A 23,817-nucleotide genomic window follows, 5' to 3' on the forward strand; every position below is an offset into this window, starting at 1 on the left:
CAGGATGTTGATATGGCAAAGGATAAGCCTAAAATCAGTTTATTACTCAGTGGTGGCGGTGCGCGCGCAGCGTATCAAGTGGGTGTACTCAAAGCCATTTCAGAATGGTATCCACGGGTACATCACAGCCCTTTTTCTATTTACTGTGGTACATCCGCAGGAGCCATCAACGCCACCTCTATCGCCTGCTACGCGTCCTGTTTTCGCCTTGGTGTGAAGAAACTAGAATGGATTTGGGGGCGACTCCACAGCCGTAGAATTTTTAAATCCAGTCCATTAGGCATGACGGGCTATTTAGCCCACCAGTGGTACGCCCGAATGCAAGCTCAGCACCATGAAAGGCCACCATTTGGTTTACTTAATAATCGTCCATTGCGCGAATTGCTCAACCAAGTCCACAATTACGATCGACTTGAAAAACAGATCATGGCTGGCAACTTAGAGGGACTATCCATTACGGCCTCAAGTTACAAAAGCGGTTTATCAGTAAGCTTCTTTCAAGGCCAATCCCACCTCTCGGAGTGGGATCGCGCTAAGTCTAAAGGCCGCCGCGCTATGCTCAATACCGATCACTTAATGGCATCTGCCGCTATTCCTTTAGTTTTCCCCGCCAGTCGTATCGGTCGCCATTATTATGGGGATGGTTCTATTCACCAATTAGCCCCATTACGCCCTTCACTCAAAATGGGCGCTGACAAAATTCTGATCATTAACTTAATCAACCAGAAAATTGAACCGTCTGAGCATATTCAAACACCGGGGTTAGCAACCTTAGGTGGCCATTTAATGGATACTATTTTCAGCGATACATTAACCGCTGATTTAGAGCATCTCGATCGAACTAATCGCTTATTACAAACCTTACCTACGACTGCACGAGAAAATCTCAATATGAAGGTAGTCGAGCATATTCACCTTTTCCCAAGCCAATCTTTTGAGCCGCTCGCGCAAGACAATTACTGCTACCTGCCACCAATGACACGGGCATTAATGAGAATGATAGGGATCAGCCCTCAAGACGATGCTGCCATTACGAGCTATATATTGTTTGAGCCAGGTTACATCAAATCACTCATACAGCTCGGATATGAAGATGCACTACGACAAGAAGGCGAACTCAGAAACTTTTTAAAATAGAATCAGTTAATTATTATCAATTTTAACAACAAACGGTTGATCGACGCTGAATTTTGCATATAGTGATTGCCCACCCTTTATTTCGATGATGATATGGATCCAGCTCTTTGGGATAAATATGCGGATGCACCACAGAAACCGAGAAGAAAACCGCTCGGTGCTGACGTACGCCTATTGATCCTACAGAAGCTCCAAGGCAAGCTTGATTTAGCACTGCTATTTGAAATTTTCACTCGTGAAATGGAAAAGCAAATTGATATTCATCGGCTAATTTGGGAGTTAGAGGGCACAGCGACTCTGATCCGTAGAGGTAAAGCGACCGAGTATCGTCAAACATTTGTACTTCGCTTCGGTGAAAATGAGCTCGGCAAACTCCAGTACTGTACCCCTTACAAACTGGACCAAGACGAAATCAACTTGCTTCATACCTACCATCGACTGTTTGCCGGCCCATTAGCAAATGCGATTGAATACCGTCGAGTGAAAAATCTCGCTCTACAAGATTACTTGTCGACCTTGGGAAACCGTACCAGCTTTGAACAAGATATCCGCCATGCCATAGCATTAAGCGAACGCCGCAATGTAGGGCTTGTTCTAATCATTTTTGATTTGGATAACTTTAAACAAGTGAACGACCGCTTTGGTCATCTTGATGGCGATAAAGTGATCCGACGATTTGCGACCATTTTAAAAGATGCCGTGCGTGCAACCGATCGCTGTTATCGTTTAGGTGGGGATGAATTTACCGCGCTACTCCAACCCGCAACGGGGGAGTCTGCCAGTAAGGTAGCAACTCGTATCCAACTATTAATGAAGCAAGACCAAACATTACGCGCACTTAATATCAGCGTGTCTTTGGGTTATGCGCACTATCAAAAAGGCGATACATCAATTTCGTTAATTGATCGAGCAGATCGCCAACTGTACCAACACAAGCGCCAAAAATAACCACACCTAGCACGTTAGTATCCCCTTTTAATCCTCTTTCTTAATATTGATCAAAGCCTCGCTATTCACGGTATACTAATCTGCAAATGTGAATCATTCGCTGAATCTACCGGCACCTGACACTGGTACATTGAGCTAATGATTTAATTAAGGATGAACTAATGAAAGTACATGAGTGTTGCGAATTAATCCGAATGAACTACGCCCAAATTGGTGGTGGTGAACTTGGTTATATCCCAAATGCGATTCACTGTGCGATTAAGGCGCTTGACTACGTTGCTGCGAATACGGATTTACCCAAAGAAGTGCGTGAGCGTGCAGCATACGCTGCTGCTAACCTATTAATGAGCGATCACGAGGATTAATCATGAAGCTAACCAACTTTGAAACCATGGATGCCGTGATGTTGATGAGCATCGTCAATATGAAGATCCGTGATGAGTTTGGTGACCTTGATAATCTGGTGAAGTATTACGAAATTGATAAGGCCCAGCTGATTGCTCGTTTGGCGAGTGCAGGGTTTGATTACTTGCCGGAAGCAAAGCAATTTCGTTAAGGCGCTAGCCCCAAAAGACTCACAAATTTAGATCAATAAAAAACGGAAGCCAAAGCTTCCGTTTTTTATTGCACGAATACATGCTCATGTATCTACTTCGCAGATTCCCTAACCTTTAAAGATAGGCAGTAAGTTCGCCATCGCGAGTAAATGGAACGCAGCAGTCAGTACCCCGAATGCGATCACTACATAAATAGTCACATTGCCACCAGGTACTACAAACCCTTCTTGTTCTGGCTGTCTTTGACGTAATTTTTTTGCCAACATAGCAGGGATAATACAGGTCCAAATCGTAGCGGCGGCACCGGCTAAACCAATTGCAGCAACAAAACCAAATGGTGCGACTAACGAGAAAACCAACGGAGGAAGAAAAGTTACACCCCAGGTTTTTAATCTTCCTTGCTTAGTATCGCCAAAGCCAAAAAAGTCAGCTAAGTAATCGAACACACCTAAACCCACACCGATAAAAGATGAAACGATCGCGGCAATAGAAAAGACATGCAGTGCTTGTTGAATGCTATTTGAATCTATCGCTGAAGTTAGCGCCGACATCAATACATCGACCCCGCCACCCGCAGTCACAACAGGACCAAACGCCTCACGCGATACATTACCAAAGATACAGATCACCCACCCTAAGTAAAACGTAAGGGCAATTAGCGTCCCGCCAAGGATCGCCTTTTTAGCTTGGTGTTCATCTTGGTAGTAATCACGCATCGTACTGACCGAGTGGTGGTAACCAAATGATGTTAGCGCGACAGGCAATAGAGCGAGTGCATAAGCCGAGTATGGGGTTCCACCTTGAGCTTGTTCAAACAACACAGGCACACTGATATTTGAAGCTAATCCAGAGATACCCAATACAAAGCTGATGACCATAAAGAGGATCAGTACAATAGAAATACGATCAACAGCACGGGTCGAGTGCAATACAAAAGCTGAACAGAATGCAACAAACAGGACAGAAGCCAATTCACGCGTCACACCCAAGATGTCACTAAAAATCATACCTGATGATGAGATATAAGCATAAAGCAGAATGCCACCAACAAAATAAAGAGATAGGTTATTAATAACGTTAAGTTTATTGTTTAATAAATCTTTGGTGACGGTATTAAATGAGGCTTTAAACTCGTAATGCTTAAGTGCTTCTAGTAACAACCATCCAGAAAGTGTCATCATGATCATTGTGAAAGAGATGGCCACCACACTCCATAACGTCCACGCACCTGCACCGGCACTTGGCAAACCAAGCATGCCAGCCCCAACACAAACACTGGCGATAATGCACGCGCCCCCAAGTGTGGATGGTTTACTCATAATGACTCCTAGACAACAATAATAACGACAGCAACAATAATGTATCAGCGTGCTAGTACAATAATATCTTCTGTTATTTTTAGCAACTAGAGAATGACCAACTGAACAATTATTCATCACCTTATAGAAAGAATTATCACATCCGTTAATCACTACATTTTATCGGGTACTGCTTGTATTCAACTGTAGCGGCCTCTTCCCCTATAAAGGTCACGGCTCTTACTCATTAAAAACGCCACGTTACCAATGAAAAAAGCCGCTTGATCATCAAGTGATCAAGCGGCTTTTCGGTTATTCAATATTACAGTTAGAGCAATTATTTCATTTGAGCAAAATATGCGGCTACGTTAGCAATATCCGTATCATTAAGCATGGAAGCCTGTGGCTGCATCACCATCGCCATGCCACCTGTACGCTCTTTATTCTTGTAAGCTTTTAACGAGTTAACGAGATATTGCTCATTTTGCCCTTTCAGATTGGGATAACCTGGAATAACAGCAATACCATTTGCGCCATGACAGGCTGCGCAAATGGCGGCTTTCGCTTTACCCGCAGCAGGGTCGCCAGCAAGAGCAGGTGCTGACATAACAGTGGCTAACAGTGCAAGTGTAAGAACTTTCTTCATGAGGTCCTCTTTTATAGTTGTAGTTTCCTGCTAGTAATTGTGCCTGCTTTACCTTTCCAATGCACTTTTAATATCAATCGGATAGCGGATTGTGCCATGTGAGTTCACACTCTTGCCCAGCAAAACCATCCACCACAAAGAGACCAGCAACCGCCACTAATTGATCGCCATAATAAACCAATGGGGTACGGCGACGGTTCCAACTAGGCACCCCATACTCTTGGAATAGCTTTTTCAGCTTACGCTTACCTACCCTACCAACAGGCTTTACATTTATCCCTTCAGGGTTGAAACGAACCGAAATAATCTCATCGTTTTGAGGTAAACGAAGTTGACCATGTTTGCTTGGCATAAGCGTCACTCGACCTAACCCTTGTGGTAATTCACACGGTACAGAGCATGTGATAGGCAGCTGAACATCTTGGATATCAGGCCATTGTTGCACTAGGTATAGGCGCTGTTGATAACGTCGAATTTGGTGCTGTTGCCAATTCAGTTGTGGATTGGCATCTTGCTGCGCGAGCACCACTGAGTGCCATACTTGCTCAAGCTGAGCACAAGATGGCATCGCGACACCTTGCCGTTGAAGCCATTGTCGGATCAGGGCTTTACCTAATCGCTCTTGCGTATGTTCACTCAAGGCTAAACTGCCATCAACAGCAGTAGCAAGTGCAAGCTTGTCTGCTAAGAGTTCATCAAGTAAGGCCTCTTGTTCACCACATAAGGCAGCACTGCGAGCAACAGCTTTACGTAACCCAGGCCAACGCTGTACTAATAATGGGGTTATCTGATGACGCAAAAAATTACGATCAAAACGAGTATCTTGATTACTGTCATCTTCTACCCAATCAAGGTTTTTCTGCTCGGCATATGCCTCGACATCCACTCGGCTTATTTGTAGTAATGGCCTAACATGATGGCCGTTGGCAAACGATGTTGAAACAGGCATTGCGGCCAAACCTGCCGGTCCACTGCCTCGCTTTAGTGCCAGCAGCAAGGTTTCGACCTGATCATCTGCATGTTGCGCAGTCAGTAAAACATCGCCACGTTTGATGTGTTTTGCCAACACTTGATAACGGGCATCTCGTGCTAGTTGCTCAAGGCTATCTCCAGAGTCTTTCATTAAAGTAACTCGTTCGACATAACACTGAATACCAACCGCTTTCGCCCACAGATAACACTTCTCTGCCCACTCATTCGCATGAACATTTAATCCATGATGAACATGAACAGCATCGCACTGGTGATCAGGATGTAACGTAAGGTACTCGGCCATGACATCCAGCAATACACGCGAATCGATACCGCCGCTCAAGGCTAAAACAAAACGTTTTGACTTAGGCGAGTGGGACTGTAAACAAAGATGAAGCTGGCGATAAAGCAGCGAGCGAGACATAGCAACCATGATCGTTGAAAATAAACACGGCGTCAGTATAACAATGAGAAGAAATAAGACGTACAAAGAAAGGGAAAACAAGCATAAAAAATGGGGCAGCCTAGTTAGGCTGCCCCATTGAATTTGTTATTACTTTAGTCACTGACTATCAGCAGTAACCGTAGCTCATTAAGCGCTGGTAACGGCGCTCTAACAAGGTTTCTGTATCTAGTGCATCAAGCTCATCAAGCGTTGCTTTAAACTGCGCTTTTAGCCTTTCAGACATCAGAGCCACATCACGGTGTGCACCACCTAACGGCTCTTCAATAATATTATCGATTAGCTCTAGTTCTTTTAGACGACCAGCGGTAATACCCATAGCTTCAGCGGCTTGTGGCGCTTTATCTGAATCACGCCACAAGATAGATGCACACCCTTCAGGTGAGATCACTGAGTACGTTGAGTATTGCAGCATATTCACGCAATCACCCACACCAATAGCTAATGCACCACCAGAACCGCCTTCACCAACAACATTACAAATGATTGGCACAGTAAGGCCAGCCATTGCTTTTAAGTTAGTTGCGATAGCTTCAGATTGACCACGCTCTTCTGCACCGACACCTGGGTATGCACCCGCTGTATCGATAAACGTGATAATCGGCATTTTAAAACGCTCAGCCATTTTCATTAGACGAAGGGCTTTACGGTAACCTTCTGGCTTCGGCATACCAAAGTTTCGTAACACTTTTTCTTTGGTTTCGCGGCCTTTCTGATGTCCAATGATCATCACAGGGCGACCATCAATACGTGCAATACCACCCACTAGCGCTTTATCGTCAGCAAACGCACGGTCACCGGCTAGTTCATCGAACTCTTCAAAAATGTGCTCAACGTAATTAAACGTATAAGGACGCTGAGGGTGACGTGCCATTTGGGCAACTTGCCACGCACCTAAATCACTGAATACTTTCTTAGTCAGTTCTAGGCTTTTCTTTTCTAGTTGTTCAATTTCTTTATCCAGATCAACCGACGCAGATTCATCACGACGAGAAACATCACGTAATGCTTCAATCTTGGCTTCTAGTTCAGCAATTGGTTGTTCAAACTCAAGAAAGTTCAGGCTCATACCACTCAAAATCCTTTTGTCTATCATCGTAAGCGATCACAGACATTATTAATTAAACTCAAGCTCGACTTGCTTCTCACCCAACAACCCTTTGAGATCAAGGATTAGCTTATCACTAGGCGTCACCCGCCATTCTGTGCCTAAGGTGAGTTTAGCGCGTGCGTTCGAGCGCTGATAATACACGTTCACAGGTACTGTACCTGCTTTGTGTGGCTCCAGCACTTGGCTGAAGCGTGCAAAAAACTGTTCATCAATCTGCCCCTCGGTGACCGAGATGGCAAGACCTCTTAAGTGCTTTTCTCTTGCTTCAGAGATATCTAACACTTCTCGCGCGGACATTTTAAGGCCACCATTGAAATCATCAAAGCTGACCTGTCCTGTTACGACCACAATTTTATCTTTTTCAATCAGATCGACGTAACGTTCTAACGCTTCAGAGAATAACATTACTTCCATTCGACCTGAACGGTCATCCAATGAAATAACGCCAATTCGTGTGCCGCGTTTGGTGGTAAACACTTTTGCGCCTATCACTAAACCTGCAACAGTCGCTACTTTATCACGTCCGGTTGGATTCGCATCTTTCAAGCGCCACGTTGTGTAATGTTTTAGCTCAGATAAATACGCATTAATCGGGTGACCAGTTAGGTATAACCCTAATGTTTCACGTTCACCCTCTAGCCATATAGCATCAGGCCATTCAGGGATGTTCGCGTAAGCATGTTCCACTTCTTCAGGTGCCGCCGTCAGTACGCCGAACATATCTGCTTGACCAAATGCTTCCGCCTGATGGTGCTGACTCGCCGCTTTAATCGCCGCATCTAACGTCGCCATCATAGCTGCACGGTTTGGCCCTAGACGGTCCATTGCACCGGCTTTAATCAATTTTTCCAATACACGCTTATTGACTTTTTTAGTGTCTATTCGGGCACAGAAATCAAACAAATCTTTGAAATGACCGCCTTTATTACGGGCTTCGATAATATTATCGATTGGGCCTTCACCCACCCCTTTGACTGCACCGATACCGTAAACAATGGCACCGTTATCATCGACATTGAAACGGTATAAACCTTTATTTACATCAGGCGGCAGTAACTTCAGCTTCATACGAAGACATTCATCTACCAAGCCGATAACTTTATCAGTGTTATCCATATCAGCAGTCATTACCGCAGCCATAAATTCTGCTGGATAATGCGCTTTTAGCCAAAGTGTTTGATAAGAAACCAAAGCGTATGCTGCGGAGTGGGATTTGTTAAAACCATAGCCCGCAAACTTTTCTACCAAGTCGAAGATTTTCATCGCCAACTCGCCGTCTACGCCGTTCTTAATCGCGCCGTCTTCGAAAGTGGCACGCTGTTTCGCCATCTCTTCTGGTTTTTTCTTACCCATCGCACGACGAAGCATATCGGCGCCACCTAGGGTGTAGCCAGAGAGTACCTGCGCGATCTGCATAACCTGTTCTTGATACAGAATGATGCCGTAAGTGGGTTCAAGAATTTCTTTTAGCGAGTCGTGTTGCCATTTTTCATCCGGGTATGAAACCGCTTCTCGGCCATGCTTACGGTCGATGAAGTTATCTACCATGCCTGATTGCAAAGGACCTGGGCGGAACAAAGCTACCAATGCGATCATATCTTCAAAGCTATCGGGCTGAAGACGTTTGATCAAATCTTTCATCCCGCGGGATTCAAGCTGGAATACCGCGGTCGATTCAGAACGCTGTAGCATCGCAAATGACTTAGGGTCATTCATAGGGATAGACGCGATATTGACAGGCTCTTCGCCATTGGCAACAAGACGGGGATTAACCATTCCCAGTGCCCAGTCGATGATGGTTAACGTACGCAAACCCAAGAAATCGAATTTGACCAAGCCTGCCGTTTCGACATCATTCTTATCGAACTGAGTAACTGGGTTACCACCTTCAGCATCACAATATAAAGGTGAAAAATCAGTGATGGTAGTGGGTGAAATAACAACACCACCCGCATGCTTACCGGCATTTCGTGTTACACCTTCAAGAATGCGACACATATCAATCAGGGCTTTGACTTCTTCATCGGCAGCATAAACCTGTGGCAATTGAGGCTCAGCCTCAAACGCTTTCGCCAACGTCATCCCCGGTTCAGCAGGTACCAGTTTAGAGATGCGATCAACAAAGCCATAGGGATGCCCTAGAACACGCCCCACGTCTCGAATGACGGCTTTTGCTGCCATAGTACCGAAAGTAATGATCTGCGATACCGCATCTCGACCATACATTTCAGCCACGTGATCGATAACCAAATCACGCTTATCCATACAGAAATCGATATCGAAATCGGGCATAGATACACGTTCAGGGTTCAGGAAGCGTTCGAAGAGCAAGTCGAATTCAAGCGGATCCAAGTCTGTGATATCAAGGGCATAAGCCACTAATGAACCCGCACCCGAACCACGACCAGGTCCTACTGGTACATCATTATCTTTCGACCACTGAATGAACTCCATTACGATCAAGAAGTAACCTGGGAATCCCATTTGGTTGATTACGTCGAGCTCGATTTTAAGGCGTTCATCATATTCAGGACGACGCTTCAGACGCTCTTCTTCATCAGGGAATAAGAAGGCTAAACGGCGCTCTAATCCTTCTTCCGACACTTTGACTAAGAAATCTTCAATAGTCATATCGCCAGTTGGAAAGTTTGGTAGGAAATACTCTCCAAGACGAACGGTAACATTACAACGCTTAGCAATTTCTACGCTGTTTTCGAGCGCTTCAGGTATGTCTGAGAATAACTCACACATTTCTTCTTCGCTGCGTAAATATTGCTGATCGCTGTACAGTTTTGGACGGTTAGGATCCACGATAGTGTAACCATCGTGGATGCACACACGAATATCATGGGCATCAAACTGATCAGGCGTTAAGAAACGTACATCATTGGTCGCAACAACAGGCAAGCCTTGCTGCTCAGCCAGTTCTACCGCGAAATGCAAATACGCTTCTTCATCAGTGCGACCCGTGCGAACCAACTCAAGATAATAGTTATCTTCAAAGTGGGTTTGATAAAATTCAACACAACGGTTAATCAGGGTCTGATTGCCTTTGAGTAATGCCTTACCCACATCACCACTTTTACCGCCAGAAAGCAAAATTAAGCCTTCTTTATGCTCAAGCAGCCACTCTTTATCCATCACCACTTGATGGTGATAATGACCACGCTGATACGCTTTCGAGATCAACATCGTCAGGTTTTGATACCCTTCGTTGTTCGATGCCAAAATCGTCAAGTCACATAACTCGTCACCCATCTCTTCCGACTTCACTTTGAAATCAGCGCCAATGATTGGCTTCATGCCTGCACCGTGCGCTGCAAAGTAAAATTTCACCAAACCACATAGGTTAGTAAAATCGGTTAATGCCATTGCAGGCATGCCCATTTCAGCCACTTTTTTTACCAATGGAGGTACTTTCGACAAGCCGTCAACCATTGAAAAGTCACTGTGAATACGAAGATGAATAAAACGAGGTTCTGCCATGACAACCAGATCAGATAGGTAATTTCGAGAGGGACATTGTGCCAGAAAACACCGCACGGAGCGCGCTTCTGACACAAATTTTTAGTGAGCGAATCAGTGCGTGCGCAACTCGATTAATCTATGCCCAATATGCGTTTTACAGGTTTGAAGCTTCTACGGTGTTGTTCTATAACACCATGCACTTCTAGCGCTTCAAAATGAGCTTTGGTCGGGTACCCTTTGTGCTTTGCGAAACCGTATTGCGGATATTGAGCATCGAGCTCTTCCATTTCACGATCTCGGGTCACTTTAGCAATAATAGATGCCGCGCTGATTTCCGCCACCCGTAAATCGCCTTTTACCACGGCTTGAGCATCCATAGGTAGTTGAGGGACTTTATTACCATCAATCAACACATAGTCAGGTTGAATATGCAGACCTGCAACTGCACGTTGCATTGCAACCATCGTCGCTTGCAAAATATTCAGCTCATCGATCTCTGCAGGTTCGCAACGCCCTAGCGACCACGCTAATGCTTTTTCTTTGATTTCATCAAACAGCACATTACGTTTCTTTTCCGTCAGTTTTTTAGAATCCGTTAGCCCTTCAATTGGGTTATTAGGATCTAAGATCACCGCAGCAGTTACCACGGCACCAACGAGTGGACCACGCCCTACTTCATCTACCCCTGCAATACAATTTGCTTGCGGGTACACAAATGGTTCGAATTCTTTCATGATTAATCTGCTTGTTGATCTGTCGTTTTGCCAATCAAGTTAAGCACAGCCTGGGCGGCTTTTTGATCGGCGTTACAGCGAATACGTTGATGAAGCTGATTAAATTCAGCCATTAATTCGCTGTTATCGGTGCTGAGGTAATGGTTAACCTGTTCAGTCAGTTTGTCAGGCGTGCAATTTTCTTGCAGTAACTCAGGTACCAATTCCTTATCCGCGAGAATATTGGGTAAGGAAACATACTTGGTTTTCAGCATGCGACGTGCAATCCACGCAGTAAGAGGCTTAACAATATAGCCAACCACCATGGGACGCTTCACGAGCATACATTCCAAAGACACAGTACCCGATGCCAATAATACGGCATCAGAAGCAATCATCACATTTCGTGCGGTGTCATCGACCAATACGAAATTCAGCTCGGGTGCGGTTTCACGCCATGCTTGCTCAAACTGCTGTCGACGTTGCTCATTCACTAAAGCAACCACAAAACCTAAGTCAGGGTGTTGCTGGTGTAAACGCCGACACGTTTCAATAAATGGCGTCGCTATCATGCTCATTTCACCACCACGACTACCAGGCAATACCGCTAACCAACGTTTGCTGTTATCTAAACCTAGCAATTCACGGGCAGCAAGCTGATCTGTCTGTAACGGAATGGCATCAGCCATAGTGTGGCCAACAAACTCACACGGCACGTTAAACTTATCGTAAAACGCTTTTTCGAAAGGTAAGAAGGCCAACACTAAGTTAGTCGCAGCTTCAATTTTGAAAATCCGCTTTTGACGCCATGCCCATACCGATGGACTCACATAATGAACCGTTTTAATGCCGCTTTCTTTTAAGTCTCGCTCTAGGCGCAAATTAAAATCGGGGGCATCGATGCCAACGAAAACATCGGGGGGATTATCTGAAAAGTACTTCACCAACTCGGCTTTTATTTTAAACAAGCGAGGCAAGCGACCGAACACTTCAACAATCCCCATGACAGCAAGCTCTTCCATATCGAATAAGGCTTCACAGCCTGCTTCAATCATGCGAGGGCCAGCCACACCAACAAATTCAGCGTCTGGGTATTGCGCTTTTACCGCTTTAATAAAACCGGCACCTAAAATATCGCCGGAGATTTCTCCGGCGACAATACCTATTCGAAGAGGTTTAGCCATTAACGAATAATACCGCGTTCTGTGTTATTCAATGCATCACAGAATAAACCGATAGATGGCCATTCTTCTGCCATCTCAGCTAACACAGGCTTTACTTCCGCCAATGTTTTACCTGAACGGTAAATTTCTTTGTATGCTCGACGTAAAGCATGAAGCTCTGGCTTTTCAAAGCCATTGCGTTGAAGGCCAACCAAGTTTAACCCGTAAGGTGTCGCATGGTTCCCTTGTGCCAATACGTATGGTGGTACATCTTGCACAACCGCAGAACAGCCACCAATGTAGCTATAAGCACCAACAGTACAGAATGGGTGAATAGCAGACAACGCCATCACGCCAGCATAGTCACCAACCGTAACATGGCCACCAAGGATGGAGTTATTACCAATGTGGGTATGATTGCCAATCACTACATCGTGAGCAACGTGAGCATTTACACAAAGTAAATTGTCATTACCAACAGTGGTTACCCCTTTATCTTGGGTAGTGCCACGGTGAAGCTGGACGCTCTCACGGATCACGTTACGATCACCGACAACGAGGCGTGTCGCTTCACCGCTAAATTTCTTGTCCTGACACTCTTCGCCAATAACCGCAAACGGAAAGATGCGGTTATCCTGACCAATGACCGTCGGGCCTTTAATCACAACATGAGACATCACTTCTGTGCCGTCGCCAATTTCTACATCTTTAGTGATATAGGTAAATGGACCAACCGTCACATTCGCGCCGATTTTAGCCCCTTCTTCCACTACAGCAGAAGGGTGAATTTGTGCCGTTTCGTGAATCATTAAAACTCTCGTCTTGCGCATTTTAGTTCAGCAGAGCAAACAACTGTGCCATCAACTTTTGCTACACCATTAAACATAGCAATGCCGCGGCGCTCTTTCAGGTATTCCACTTCGATGATCAGCTGATCACCAGGGCCAACAGGCTTGCGGAACTTCGCCTTATCAATACTAGCAAAGTAGTAAAGTTCGTTTTCAGCTGGCGCACCAAATGTTTTGAATGCTAATAAGCCAGTCGCCTGTGCCATTGCTTCAAGGATCATTACACCTGGGAATACTGGCATTTTTGGAAAGTGGCCAGTAAATTGCGGCTCGTTCACTGAAACGTTTTTAATTGCCGTTAGTGTTTTACCTTCTTCGTAATCGGTTACGCGATCGATCATTAAGAACGGGTAACGATGAGGAAGAAGCTCTTGAATTTCAGTGATGTTTAACGTTTTGTTCTCGCAAGTCAAAACTTGGATTCCTGTCAGTAAAGTGAAACGCAAAATAACAATGTTACTTTGGTTATTCAATTCGCTGCTATTTCAAAGCCGAGTTCGATGAATCAAAGCTAAAATAGCAAGGAAATGAAGTGTCCTACGATATTAAGAGCCGTAGAACACAATCGCACGTTGCCCATTTATATCGGCATACATGGCGCTGGCATTAGCCTTCAGCGTCTATTTTTTTCTCAACAGCACGCAGGCGTTTATGCATGTCGTCAATTTTCATAACGCGTGCCGCCGTTTTACGCCACTCTTTGTTTGGCTGAAGCGGAATACCTGACGAGTAGAAACCCGGCTCAGTAATCGGACGCATCACCATCGCCATACCTGCAATCGACACACCATCACAAATTTCCATGTGACCGTTAAATACACTTGCGCCGCCAATGAAGCAGTTTTTGCCTACGGTTAAACTACCAGCCATCACAGTTGCACCTGCAATTGCAGTGTTTTCACCAATCGATACATTATGAGCAATCTGACATTGGTTATCGATAATCGCACCATCATGGATAATAGTGTCATCCAATGCGCCGCGGTCAATCGTGGTACATGCACCAATTTCAACACGGTTGCCAATACGAACAGAACCTAGTTGAGGGATTTTGATCCAATTACCACGGTCATTCGCATAACCAAAGCCATCAGAACCCAATACCGTGCCTGATTGTACTAAACAATCAGTGCCTAATGTCACGCGGTGGTAAACAGTCACGTTTGCCCACAGTTTAGTATTAGCACCAATCTCGGCTTCTTTACCCACAAAACAGCCTGCGCCAATTTGCACGTTATCACCCAGCTTAACGCCAGATTCAATCACGGCATTGTGGCCAATAACAACACCCTTGCCCACGACGGCATCATCTGCAATGTATGCTGATGCTGCAATATCGTTCGCGGCTGCAGGCGTGGTATCAAGCAACTGAGCTACCTTGGCATAACCTAAATAAGGATTCGCCATCACTAATGCATTGCCATTAAAGAAAGGGCGATCCCCTTCTTGTAGCATGACAGCCGAAGCTTGGCAGTCAGCAAGTTGCTTTCGGTATTTACTATTTGAAATAAATGTAATTTGACCTTCACCAGCTTGCTCAGTGCCAGCAATAGAGTGAATTTCGACAGTGCCATCACCATGAAGCTCTGCACCTAATTTGTCTGCTAATTCAGCAAGGGTAATTACAACCATGAGTTACCTTATCTTTTTTGTTAGACGCCACCATTAAGGGTAGAGACAACAAAGCTGCCATACGTTAAACGCATAGCAGCTTAGGTTATCTGTGGCGCTTTAATCAATTATTTTACAGCAGAGATAACCTTGCTTGATAGGTCATCTTTTGGATCTGCGTAAAGTACAGCTTGTGCATCAACAACGATGTCATAGCCTTCTTTTTTCGCAACACTTTGAATTGCTGTACGGATTTTCATCACTAGTTTTTGTTCTTCTTCAGCGCCACGACGACGTTGATCTTCTTGAAGCGCTTTTGCTTTTAATTTGTAGTCTGAATCGAGTGACGCAAGTTCACGTTGAATCTTGGTACGGTCAGATTCACTTAGTAGCTCACCATCACGCTTCGCTTTATCAACTTTTGTTTTCATGCGATTTTCGATGCTACGAAGTTCATCGATGCGATCTTTGAATTCGCTACGTAATTTTTCGGTAACATTATAGCGTTTAGCCAACTGTTGCATGGCCTGACCTGTCGCTACATAACCGACTTTTTGTGCTGCTTCAGCTGCTTGTGCATACATCGACGATGATAAAATGACAAGGCTAAGACTTGCTGCTTTGATCCATTGTTTCAAAAGAGTTCTCCTCAAAAAATTAGAATGTCTGTCCGATTGTGAAGGTAAAGAATTCCTCTTGGTCACCGTCATACTTCTTAAGCGGACTAGCTACCGAGAATACCAGCGGCCCCATTGGGGACATCCACTGAAGCGCGGCACCGTATGACGCACGAATTAATGATGGATCAGAGTAGTCATACAAGTACTTACCATCAGTATCTTTCAGGTCGTACTCGGTATCCCACACTGAACCCGCATCCACAAACAGACTGGTACGAATTTGGTTTTTAAATTCTTCCGATGCAAACGGGGTTGGTACAATCAACTCCACACTTGCCAATGCAATAGCGTTACCACCCGCGGCATCTTTTGTGCCCGTAGCACAGTTGTTGTTGCCTGATGGGCCGCCACCGGAACAACCTTCAACATAAACAGCTTTCGGACCTACAGTATTAGAGCGGAAGCCTCGTAAAGTACTAAAGCCACCAGCGTAAAAGTTTTCATAAAATGGCATTAATTGATCACTGCCATTCTCTGTTGTACCGTAGCCGTTACCATAACCCACTTTACCGCGTAGCAATACCGTGAAATCATGGCCTTCATTCAATGGAATGTACTGGCGCACATCGTACTGCATTTTGAAGTACTGCGCATCAGAACCAGGGATCGTCATACGGTATGACGCACGTTGGTGATTACCCGCTGTTGGGAAATAACCGCGGTTCAAGTTATTTCGCGACCATGAAACCGACCAATCAAAATCATCTAATTCAATGATGTTTTCACCACGGTCAAAACCATGGATCGCTTTGAATTTTTCGATTTGGTAGTACTCTCGGGTGTTAGAGATCTTGTTATGATCATAACCAACACCAAACTCAAAGAAGTTTAGCTCATCAAATGGGAAACCCCAGGTCAAACTAGCACCGTAACTTTGGTTGGTATAGTCCGAGATGTTGGCATTCGATGCTTCAAACTCGTTGTAGTAAACCTTACCACCAAGGCTGATCCCATCTAATGTAAAATATGGGTCACGGTAATCTAAGCTTATATTCTTTTGGTATTTATTGGTCATCGCATTGATACCAAAGCGTGTACCTGTACCTAAGAAATTATCTTGCTGTAAACCCGCCTGGAAACTAATACCTGATTCAGTACCATAACCAACACCGAAGTTAACGCTACCTGCGTTTGCTTCTTTTACGTTATAGGTCACATCCACCTGATCATCGGTTCCAGGAACGCGTGATGTCTGAACGTCAACGGTTTCAAAGAAACCAGTACGGCTCAAACGCTCTTTGCCACGTTCAACCGATTTAGAATTTAGCCAGCTGCCTTCCATCTGACGCATTTCACGGCGTAGTACTTCATCTTTGGTTGTCGTATTACCAGAGAAACCAATATTACGTACATACACGCGCTTGCCCGACTCAACATTAACCAACAAAGAAACTTCGTTCGTATCATCGTCAAAATCTGGAATAGTGGTAACTTGCGGATACGCATACCCAGATTCGCCCAGCTTACGCTTAATGGCTTCTTCTAGAGCTGTTACTTGCGCACCGTTGTAAATATCACCGTTATTGAAAGTAACAAGTGTATCTAACTCATCTTGGCGACCAGCAACTTCCCCACGGAATTGAACACCTTTAACCGTGTATTGATCACCTTCATCAACCTTCAAGGTGATATAGACACCTTTCTTATCCGGCGAAATCGATACTTGGGTAGACTCTAACTTGTACTTCAAATAACCATTATTCAGATACTGAGAGCGCAATACTTCCATATCACCAGCCAGCACCTGCTTTTGGTACTTTTCATTGGCTAGGAAGTTCCACCACGGCACATTGGCCTGTAGGTTAAATTTACCGCGCAGTTCATCATCAGTAAAAACTTCGTTACCGATAAAGTTAATTTGCTTAATGGTTGCCGACACGCCTTCCGTAAATACAAACTTTAAGTCAGCACGGTTGCGTGGCAACGGCGTCACAACAGCTTGCACTGTCGCATTGTACTTACCCACACTGTAGTAAAAGTCTTCAAGACCTTTTTCAATTTTACTCAGCGTTGTGCGATCTAAGGCTTCGCCAATTTGAATGTTTGAGGCATTTAAATTTTCTTTTAGCTGCTCTTCTTTAATCGCTTTATTGCCTGAAAACGAGATATTAGCAATCGTTGGACGCTCCAACACTTTGACTAACAACACCTCACCATCGCGATAAACTTTGATGTCTTCAAAGTTACCAGAAGCAAATAGCGCTTGAATAACATCAGCGATATCACGGTCGTCGACCTTATCACCAACACGTACTGGCATCTTCAATAGTGCAGCACCTAACGTTACTCGTTGAAGACCTTCAAATCGAATATCGTCGACCACAAATTGTTCAGCACTCTGCGCCATACTACTGCTTAGCAGTAGCGATGCGACCAACAGTTTTTTCATCGCCATTACTGTTCTGATTATTCCTTGCTAAAAACGCATTTATTAAAGGCGGGTAAAATCATTGAATAGCGCGACGGCCATTAACGCAACCAAAATGGCTGAGCCCACTCTGTAGCCAATGTCCTGAACGCGTTCAGAGACTGGTCGGCGTGTTACTGCTTCGATAGCGAAGAACATCAAGTGTCCACCGTCTAATACTGGAAGCGGTAACAAATTCACAATACCTAAATTCACACTGATCAATGCTAGAAAGCCAAGGAAGTAAACCAAGCCATAGTCGGCGGTCATTCCAGCACCTTTTGCAATTGAAATAGGGCCACTTAGGTTTTTTACAGCCACATCACCCGTTACAAGTTTAGTGACCATATCAAATGTTAATGTGACTAACTGCCACGTTTTTTCCGTTGCTTTGCCTACAGCTTCAATAGGACCAAACTGTAAATTAAGACGGTAAGATTCCGGCCAAGGTTCAAGCTCAGGGGCAAAACCAGCGTAACCAATCACTTCACCGTCAGCTAAGGTTCGGGCTTTAGGTGTTAATGTTAACGTCACTAACTTAGTCTCAGGAGCAACCTCGGCTGAATCGACTAACTGACTCTGGCGACTCACCTCGATAATTAACGCTTGCTCGGGATGAGAACGTACAGCATCAACCACTTGCTGCCATTGCGTCACAGGTTGTCCATCAATTGCAGTAATACGATCATTTAACCGCATATCAGCATCAATAGCTGCACCGCCGTCAACAAGTTGTGAAATAGAGAGCGTTATCTTTGGGGTATAGGGTTTCATCCCTAGACTCGTCATTACACGCTCAGTTTCAGGATCAAAGTGCCAATACTCTAAATCCAATGTTCTTTCGACAGTAGCTCCACCTTCGGGTTCCGTCGCCGTGATCACCATTTTCTTATCGCCAATATGGGAGATCATCGCCATATTAACGGATTCCCAATCAGCGGTTTTGATACCTGAAATAGATTTAAGTTCCATTCCTGGTTCAATTCCTGCAGTTGCAGCAATAGATTGCGGCGCAATATCACCAATCACGGGCTTAACTGCAGGCACACCAATGAGGTAAACCACCCAGTAAGCAAAAATAGCAAAAATGAAGTTTGCTATTGGTCCGGCAGCAACAATCGCACTGCGCTGCCACAGCGTTTTATTATTGAACGCTTGCTGACGACGATGCTCTGGTACGTCATCAACTCGCTCATCGAGCATTTTGACGTAACCGCCTAGCGGGATCATCGCTAAGGTATATTCAGTACCATCTTTGCCTTTCTTTTGCCAAATTGCCTTACCAAAACCGATGGAAAAACGCTCAACAAAAACACCACAACGGCGAGCAACCCAAAAGTGACCAAACTCGTGGACTGCGATTAGTACACCAAGCGCAACAAGAAATGCGCCTAAATTCCATAAAATGCCTGTCATTTTGCTACCTTAGCAATCTCTTCCTGAGCTAAAAGTCGTGCCATTCTATCTAGCTCAATCACACATTCCAAGTCAGTTGGTTCTTCCTTGGGTGCTGTTTCTAAGACTAAGTGGTTGATTTTAGCAATATCAGTAAAGCCAATGCGCTTATCTAAGAATGCTGCAACCGCTTCTTCATTGGCGGCATTCAGTGCCGTCGTTGCTGCTTGACCACTGTAACACGCATCCATCGCTAATTTCAGACAAGGGTAACGGTCATAATCTGGCTGTAAAAAAGTAAACTCACCCACTTGGCTAAAATCGAGCGGCGCAACACCTGCATCTACCCTTTCAGGATAGGACATCGCACACGCAATTGGGGTTCTCATATCCGGTAGCCCCATCTGCGCAAGCACAGAGCCATCCTTATATTGCACCATTGAGTGGATCACAGACTGAGGGTGAATAATCACCTGCATTTGTTCACGCGAAGCATTAAACAACCAGCGTGCTTCTATGTACTCTAAGCCCTTATTCATCATAGTGGCAGAATCCACCGAAATCTTCGGTCCCATTGACCAATTCGGGTGTGCAATTGCCATTTCTGGCGTTACTGCATCTAGTTCTGCAATATCCGTGTAACGAAACGGACCGCCAGAGCCTGTAAGTAAAATCTTGCTGATACCATGCTCAGTCAGGTCGCAGCGCCCCATCCGACGTTGAATTTCGGCAGGTAAACATTGAAAGATAGCATTATGTTCACTGTCTACTGGCAGCAATTCAGCACCATATTGTTCGCAAGCATCAATGAACATTTGTCCTGACATTACCAAGGCTTCTTTATTCGCCAGTAAAATACGCTTACCCGCTTTTACACCAGCCATGGTTGGCATTAACCCTGCCGCGCCCACAATGGCTGCCATAACCGTATCAATCTCGTCTAGGGAGGCAACCTTGCAGAGTCCCTGTTCGCCTGCGAGCACGATTGTTTGCATCGATTGCTCAATCAGCATAGCGGCTAACGCATTCGCCGCCGACTCATCAGCCATCGCGACATATTTCGGCTGCCACTGGCAGCACAACTCAAACATTTTTTGAGCATTAGAACCTGCAGCAAGCGCTACGACATCAAATAAATCAGGGTTTTGTGCTGCAACAGCCAGTGTGCTTGTACCGATAGAACCAGTAGCACCTAAGATTGATAACTTACGCATATATCACTTCATTTGGCTTAGAAAAGGTAGCTACACTGTAGCTACCTTTGAATAGGAGATAATGACTACCAAAGGTAGAATAGAGCAAAGACGGGAAGCGCGGCGGTTAAACTGTCGATACGGTCTAAGATACCACCGTGACCAGGTAATATTGTGCCGCTATCTTTTATACCAGCAACACGCTTGAACATACTTTCAACCAAATCGCCAAGAACAGAAATCACCACTGTCACCATCGCGATAGCAAGTAATGAGCCTACACCTGAAAATGGAATGTTCATCAGTGAAGCACCACTCCAAGCAATAAACATTGCCAATACAGCTCCGCCGACTAAACCTTCGATGGTCTTATTCGGGCTAACTGATGGCGCCATTTTATGTTTGCCAAAGCGTTTACCAGTGAAATACGCACCTGTATCTGCCGCCCATACAATAAAGCATACCAGCATCACAAGCTGTGAGCCGTGATACGGTGATTCAGCATAGTTAACGGCACGAAGCAGTAAAATGCCCCAAAAGAAAGGCAATAACGTCAATACACCAAATACACCTTTCAACAATGCCGATGATGACCAAAGCTTAGCGCTTTTTGGGTAAGTGATCGCCAACGTAGAAGCCACTAACCACCAAATACCGCCGACGGCTAGCATCGCACGGTGGGAATCACCAACCGCAGCCAGCGCCGTAACATCAGTGGGCATTGCAGCTAAAGAAGCACCAAATACCAGTGTAAACAGGCTCACGATTTGGACGCGAGCGTTACCATTTATAAATTGAGTCCATTCCCAAAAGCCCACCATAGTAATCGCGGCAAGTGCCACAACAAAAGCAGGAAAAGGTAGGAAGAAAATACCCGCAATAACCAAAGGCGCGAGAATCAATGCCGTTATAATTCGTTGCTTAAGCAAGCTGCATCCTCTTTAAAATCTTTTTTATTGTTGAAGCAATGCCTGGAGCTGCTCACCGGTGCAGCCAAAACGGCGCTCACGATTAACAAACCATGCCATCGCATTCGCAAAGCTGTCGTCATTAAAATCTGGCCAGTGCTGCTCACAAAAGTACATTTCAGCATAAGCCATCTGCCACAGCATGAAATTACTAATTCGGGATTCACCACTGGTACGAATCAATAGATCAACATCAGGTAACCCTGCGGTGGTTAAACCTTCTGCTAACATATCTTCGGTAATATCTTCAGCCGTCAAACCGTGTTCAGCCACTTGAACAGCAAGACGTTTGGTTGCTTGAAGGATGTCCCACTGGCCACCGTAGTTCGCCGCCACATTCAACACCATGCCGGTATTGTCTGCGGTTAATGTTTCAGCTGCCATGATTTTGTCTTGTAAACGTTGGCTGAAACGGCTGGTATCACCAATGATTTTCAAACGAATATTATTTTTGTGCAGACGTTTAACTTCACGACCTAATACCGTCATGAACAGTTCCATTAACAATGAAACTTCCGCCTCTGGGCGGCGCCAGTTTTCACTGCTAAACGCGAATAAGGTGACAACTTTAATGCCAAAACGATTAGCTACAGATACTGTTTTACGAACAGCCTCAACACCTGCTTTATGACCGAAAACACGAGCCTTGCCCTGTGCTTTAGCCCAACGACCATTGCCATCCATGATCACTGCAACATGCTTAGGAAGGCTATCGATGCTCAGTGGGGTGTCAGTTGTCGATTCCGACATAAATCTTCCTCAAAAAAAAACGCTGTGCTGCACGCACAGCGCTTTAACTTACATAAAGCTAATGAGCTGAGAAGAATTAAACTTCCATTAACTCTTTTTCTTTAACTTCAAGTACTGAATCGATGTTCTTCACTGCAACGTCAGTCAGTTTCTGAATCTCATCTTGTGCGCGGTGATCATCATCTTCAGAGATTTCTTTGTCTTTTAGAAGACCTTTAACGTCTGCGTTAGCGTCACGACGAATGTTACGAACAGCAACACGACCTTGCTCAGCTTCAGCACGTACGATCTTAACAAGATCGCGACGACGCTCTTCTGTTAGTGCAGGAAGTGGAACACGGATAACCGTGCCAGCAGACATTGGGTTTAGGCCCAAGTCAGACATCATGATTGCTTTTTCAATTTTAGGCGTCAATTCTTTATCGAATACAGTGATCGCCAGTGTACGAGAATCTTCAGCAACAACGTTTGCAAGTTGCTTAAGCGGTGTATTTGCACCGTAGTATTCTACGTAAATAGTATCTAGTAGGCTTGGGTGCGCACGGCCAGTACGAATCTTAGCCAGTTGGTTTTTTAGCGCATCAACGCTTTTTGCCATGCGCTCTTGCGCATCTTGTTTAATTGCATCAATCACGATTAATATCCTTGATTATTCGGTCACTATAAAGGGCCCTTTAGAGCCCTTTACGAAAATTAGTCGTTAGTGATCAGAGTGCCTTCTTTCTCACCCATAACCACGCGGCGAAGAGCGCCAGGCTTATTCATGTTGAATACACGAATAGGCATTGAGTGGTCACGAGCAAGAGTGAATGCAGCTAAGTCCATCACTTTCAGTTCTTTTTCAAGAACATCATTGTAGCCCAGCTTATCACAAAGAACAGCATCAGGGTTTTTAACTGGATCATCTGTGAACACACCGTCAACTTTCGTTGCTTTAAGCACCACGTCAGCTTCAATTTCAATACCACGTAGACACGCAGCAGAATCAGTTGTGAAGAATGGGTTGCCGGTACCAGCAGAGAAGATCACAACACGACCTTGACGTAACTGGCTGATAGCGTCAGCCCAGTTGTAGTTGTCACATACGCCGTTTAGAGGAATTGCAGACATTACTCGAGCGTTCACATAGGCACGGTGAAGTGCGTCACGCATCGCAAGACCATTCATAACAGTTGCTAGCATGCCCATGTGGTCGCCCACAACTCGGTTCATACCCGCTTCAGCAAGACCAGCACCACGGAACAAGTTACCACCACCGATAACAAGACCAACTTGTACACCCAGTTCAATCAGTTCTTTAACTTCTTGTGCCATACGGTCAAGAACTTGTGCGTCGATACCAAAACCTTCTTCGCCTTGTAGCGCTTCGCCACTCAGTTTAAGTAAGATTCGTTGATAAGTCGGTTTAGGGTTTGTGGTCATTAGGATTACCTTCCAGGCTTACAATTGAGATATGGAGTTGTAAAAAGACCGCAGCCTTGGCTACGGT

22 protein-coding genes are annotated in these 23,817 nt (G+C 45.0%); 4 read left to right on the forward strand and 18 right to left on the reverse strand.

Annotated elements, in window-relative coordinates; genetic code table 11:
- Positions 1-12 precede the first annotated feature (12 nt).
- The 4 genes from ASV53_RS01395 to ASV53_RS01410 all read left to right on the forward strand — a co-directional run bounded on the left by ASV53_RS01395 (position 13) and on the right by ASV53_RS01410 (position 2,641).
- Positions 13-1,137 carry a patatin-like phospholipase family protein gene (locus ASV53_RS01395; RefSeq protein WP_094955823.1) on the forward strand — a complete coding sequence of 375 codons (1,125 nt, stop codon included), beginning with the start codon at positions 13-15 and terminating at the stop codon, positions 1,135-1,137.
- A gap of 93 nt (positions 1,138-1,230) precedes the next feature.
- Positions 1,231-2,085, forward strand: a complete 855-nt coding sequence (locus tag ASV53_RS01400; RefSeq protein ID WP_094955824.1) for a GGDEF domain-containing protein — start codon at positions 1,231-1,233, stop codon at positions 2,083-2,085.
- A gap of 161 nt (positions 2,086-2,246) precedes the next feature.
- Positions 2,247-2,450, forward strand: coding sequence for a YaeP family protein (locus ASV53_RS01405; protein WP_094955825.1), 204 nt, complete (start codon positions 2,247-2,249; stop codon positions 2,448-2,450).
- 2 nt (positions 2,451-2,452) lie between these two features.
- On the forward strand, positions 2,453-2,641 hold the full coding sequence (locus ASV53_RS01410; RefSeq protein ID WP_094955826.1) for a DUF4250 domain-containing protein: 189 nt from the start codon (positions 2,453-2,455) through the stop codon (positions 2,639-2,641).
- A 108-nt stretch (positions 2,642-2,749) separates the two neighbouring features.
- Here the strand turns inward: ASV53_RS01410 and ASV53_RS01415 are convergent, their stop codons facing one another.
- From ASV53_RS01415 to pyrH, 18 genes are all read right to left on the reverse strand, one after another.
- Positions 2,750-3,961 carry an aromatic amino acid transporter gene (locus tag ASV53_RS01415; RefSeq protein ID WP_062690247.1) on the reverse strand — a complete coding sequence of 404 codons (1,212 nt, stop codon included), beginning with the start codon at positions 3,959-3,961 and terminating at the stop codon, positions 2,750-2,752.
- 316 nt (positions 3,962-4,277) lie between these two features.
- Positions 4,278-4,586, reverse strand: coding sequence for a c-type cytochrome (locus ASV53_RS01420; protein WP_062690246.1), 309 nt, complete (start codon positions 4,584-4,586; stop codon positions 4,278-4,280).
- Between the two features lie 73 nt (positions 4,587-4,659).
- Entirely contained in the window at positions 4,660-5,982 is a 1,323-nt protein-coding gene (tilS, locus tag ASV53_RS01425) for a tRNA lysidine(34) synthetase TilS (RefSeq protein WP_094955827.1), read from the reverse strand.
- A gap of 148 nt (positions 5,983-6,130) precedes the next feature.
- On the reverse strand, positions 6,131-7,090 hold the full coding sequence (gene accA, locus ASV53_RS01430) for an acetyl-CoA carboxylase carboxyl transferase subunit alpha (RefSeq protein ID WP_094955828.1): 960 nt from the start codon (positions 7,088-7,090) through the stop codon (positions 6,131-6,133).
- A 48-nt stretch (positions 7,091-7,138) separates the two neighbouring features.
- The gene (dnaE, locus tag ASV53_RS01435) at positions 7,139-10,618 is read right to left on the reverse strand and encodes a DNA polymerase III subunit alpha (protein ID WP_094955829.1); all 3,480 of its coding nucleotides are present in this window, start codon (positions 10,616-10,618) and stop codon (positions 7,139-7,141) included.
- A 113-nt stretch (positions 10,619-10,731) separates the two neighbouring features.
- Positions 10,732-11,334 carry a ribonuclease HII gene (rnhB, locus tag ASV53_RS01440; protein WP_062690243.1) on the reverse strand — a complete coding sequence of 201 codons (603 nt, stop codon included), beginning with the start codon at positions 11,332-11,334 and terminating at the stop codon, positions 10,732-10,734.
- 2 nt (positions 11,335-11,336) lie between these two features.
- Positions 11,337-12,497, reverse strand: coding sequence for a lipid-A-disaccharide synthase (gene lpxB, locus ASV53_RS01445; protein WP_094955830.1), 1,161 nt, complete (start codon positions 12,495-12,497; stop codon positions 11,337-11,339).
- The gene (gene lpxA, locus ASV53_RS01450; RefSeq protein ID WP_062690241.1) at positions 12,497-13,285 is read right to left on the reverse strand and encodes an acyl-ACP--UDP-N-acetylglucosamine O-acyltransferase; all 789 of its coding nucleotides are present in this window, start codon (positions 13,283-13,285) and stop codon (positions 12,497-12,499) included. The genes lpxB and lpxA overlap by 1 nt, the downstream gene beginning before the upstream one ends.
- Positions 13,285-13,737, reverse strand: coding sequence for a 3-hydroxyacyl-ACP dehydratase FabZ (fabZ, locus tag ASV53_RS01455; RefSeq protein ID WP_094955855.1), 453 nt, complete (start codon positions 13,735-13,737; stop codon positions 13,285-13,287). The genes lpxA and fabZ overlap by 1 nt, the downstream gene beginning before the upstream one ends.
- Positions 13,738-13,930: 193 nt before the next feature.
- Complete coding sequence (gene lpxD, locus ASV53_RS01460; RefSeq protein WP_094955831.1) at positions 13,931-14,956, reverse strand: UDP-3-O-(3-hydroxymyristoyl)glucosamine N-acyltransferase; 1,026 nt, start codon at positions 14,954-14,956, stop codon at positions 13,931-13,933.
- Between the two features lie 107 nt (positions 14,957-15,063).
- On the reverse strand, positions 15,064-15,573 hold the full coding sequence (locus ASV53_RS01465; protein ID WP_062690240.1) for an OmpH family outer membrane protein: 510 nt from the start codon (positions 15,571-15,573) through the stop codon (positions 15,064-15,066).
- Between the two features lie 19 nt (positions 15,574-15,592).
- On the reverse strand, positions 15,593-18,010 hold the full coding sequence (bamA, locus tag ASV53_RS01470) for an outer membrane protein assembly factor BamA (RefSeq protein ID WP_094955832.1): 2,418 nt from the start codon (positions 18,008-18,010) through the stop codon (positions 15,593-15,595).
- A gap of 36 nt (positions 18,011-18,046) precedes the next feature.
- Positions 18,047-19,438: a sigma E protease regulator RseP gene (gene rseP, locus ASV53_RS01475; protein WP_062690238.1), complete on the reverse strand. Its 1,392-nt coding sequence runs from the start codon at positions 19,436-19,438 to the stop codon at positions 18,047-18,049.
- On the reverse strand, positions 19,435-20,631 hold the full coding sequence (gene ispC, locus ASV53_RS01480; RefSeq protein WP_094955833.1) for a 1-deoxy-D-xylulose-5-phosphate reductoisomerase: 1,197 nt from the start codon (positions 20,629-20,631) through the stop codon (positions 19,435-19,437). Before ispC ends, rseP begins: the two co-directional genes overlap by 4 nt.
- Before the next feature lie 65 nt (positions 20,632-20,696).
- Positions 20,697-21,539 (reverse strand): phosphatidate cytidylyltransferase, encoded by an 843-nt coding sequence (locus ASV53_RS01485; protein ID WP_062690236.1) that lies wholly within the window; start codon positions 21,537-21,539, stop codon positions 20,697-20,699.
- A 24-nt stretch (positions 21,540-21,563) separates the two neighbouring features.
- Entirely contained in the window at positions 21,564-22,328 is a 765-nt protein-coding gene (uppS, locus tag ASV53_RS01490; protein ID WP_062690235.1) for an undecaprenyl pyrophosphate synthase, read from the reverse strand.
- A gap of 76 nt (positions 22,329-22,404) precedes the next feature.
- Positions 22,405-22,962 carry a ribosome recycling factor gene (frr, locus tag ASV53_RS01495; protein WP_094955834.1) on the reverse strand — a complete coding sequence of 186 codons (558 nt, stop codon included), beginning with the start codon at positions 22,960-22,962 and terminating at the stop codon, positions 22,405-22,407.
- A 59-nt stretch (positions 22,963-23,021) separates the two neighbouring features.
- Positions 23,022-23,750: a UMP kinase gene (pyrH, locus tag ASV53_RS01500; protein WP_062690234.1), complete on the reverse strand. Its 729-nt coding sequence runs from the start codon at positions 23,748-23,750 to the stop codon at positions 23,022-23,024.
- Positions 23,751-23,817: the final 67 nt, after the last annotated feature.

The sequence above is a fragment of the Photobacterium sanguinicancri genome, from assembly GCF_002265265.1.
Taxonomy (GTDB): domain Bacteria; phylum Pseudomonadota; class Gammaproteobacteria; order Enterobacterales; family Vibrionaceae; genus Photobacterium; species Photobacterium sanguinicancri.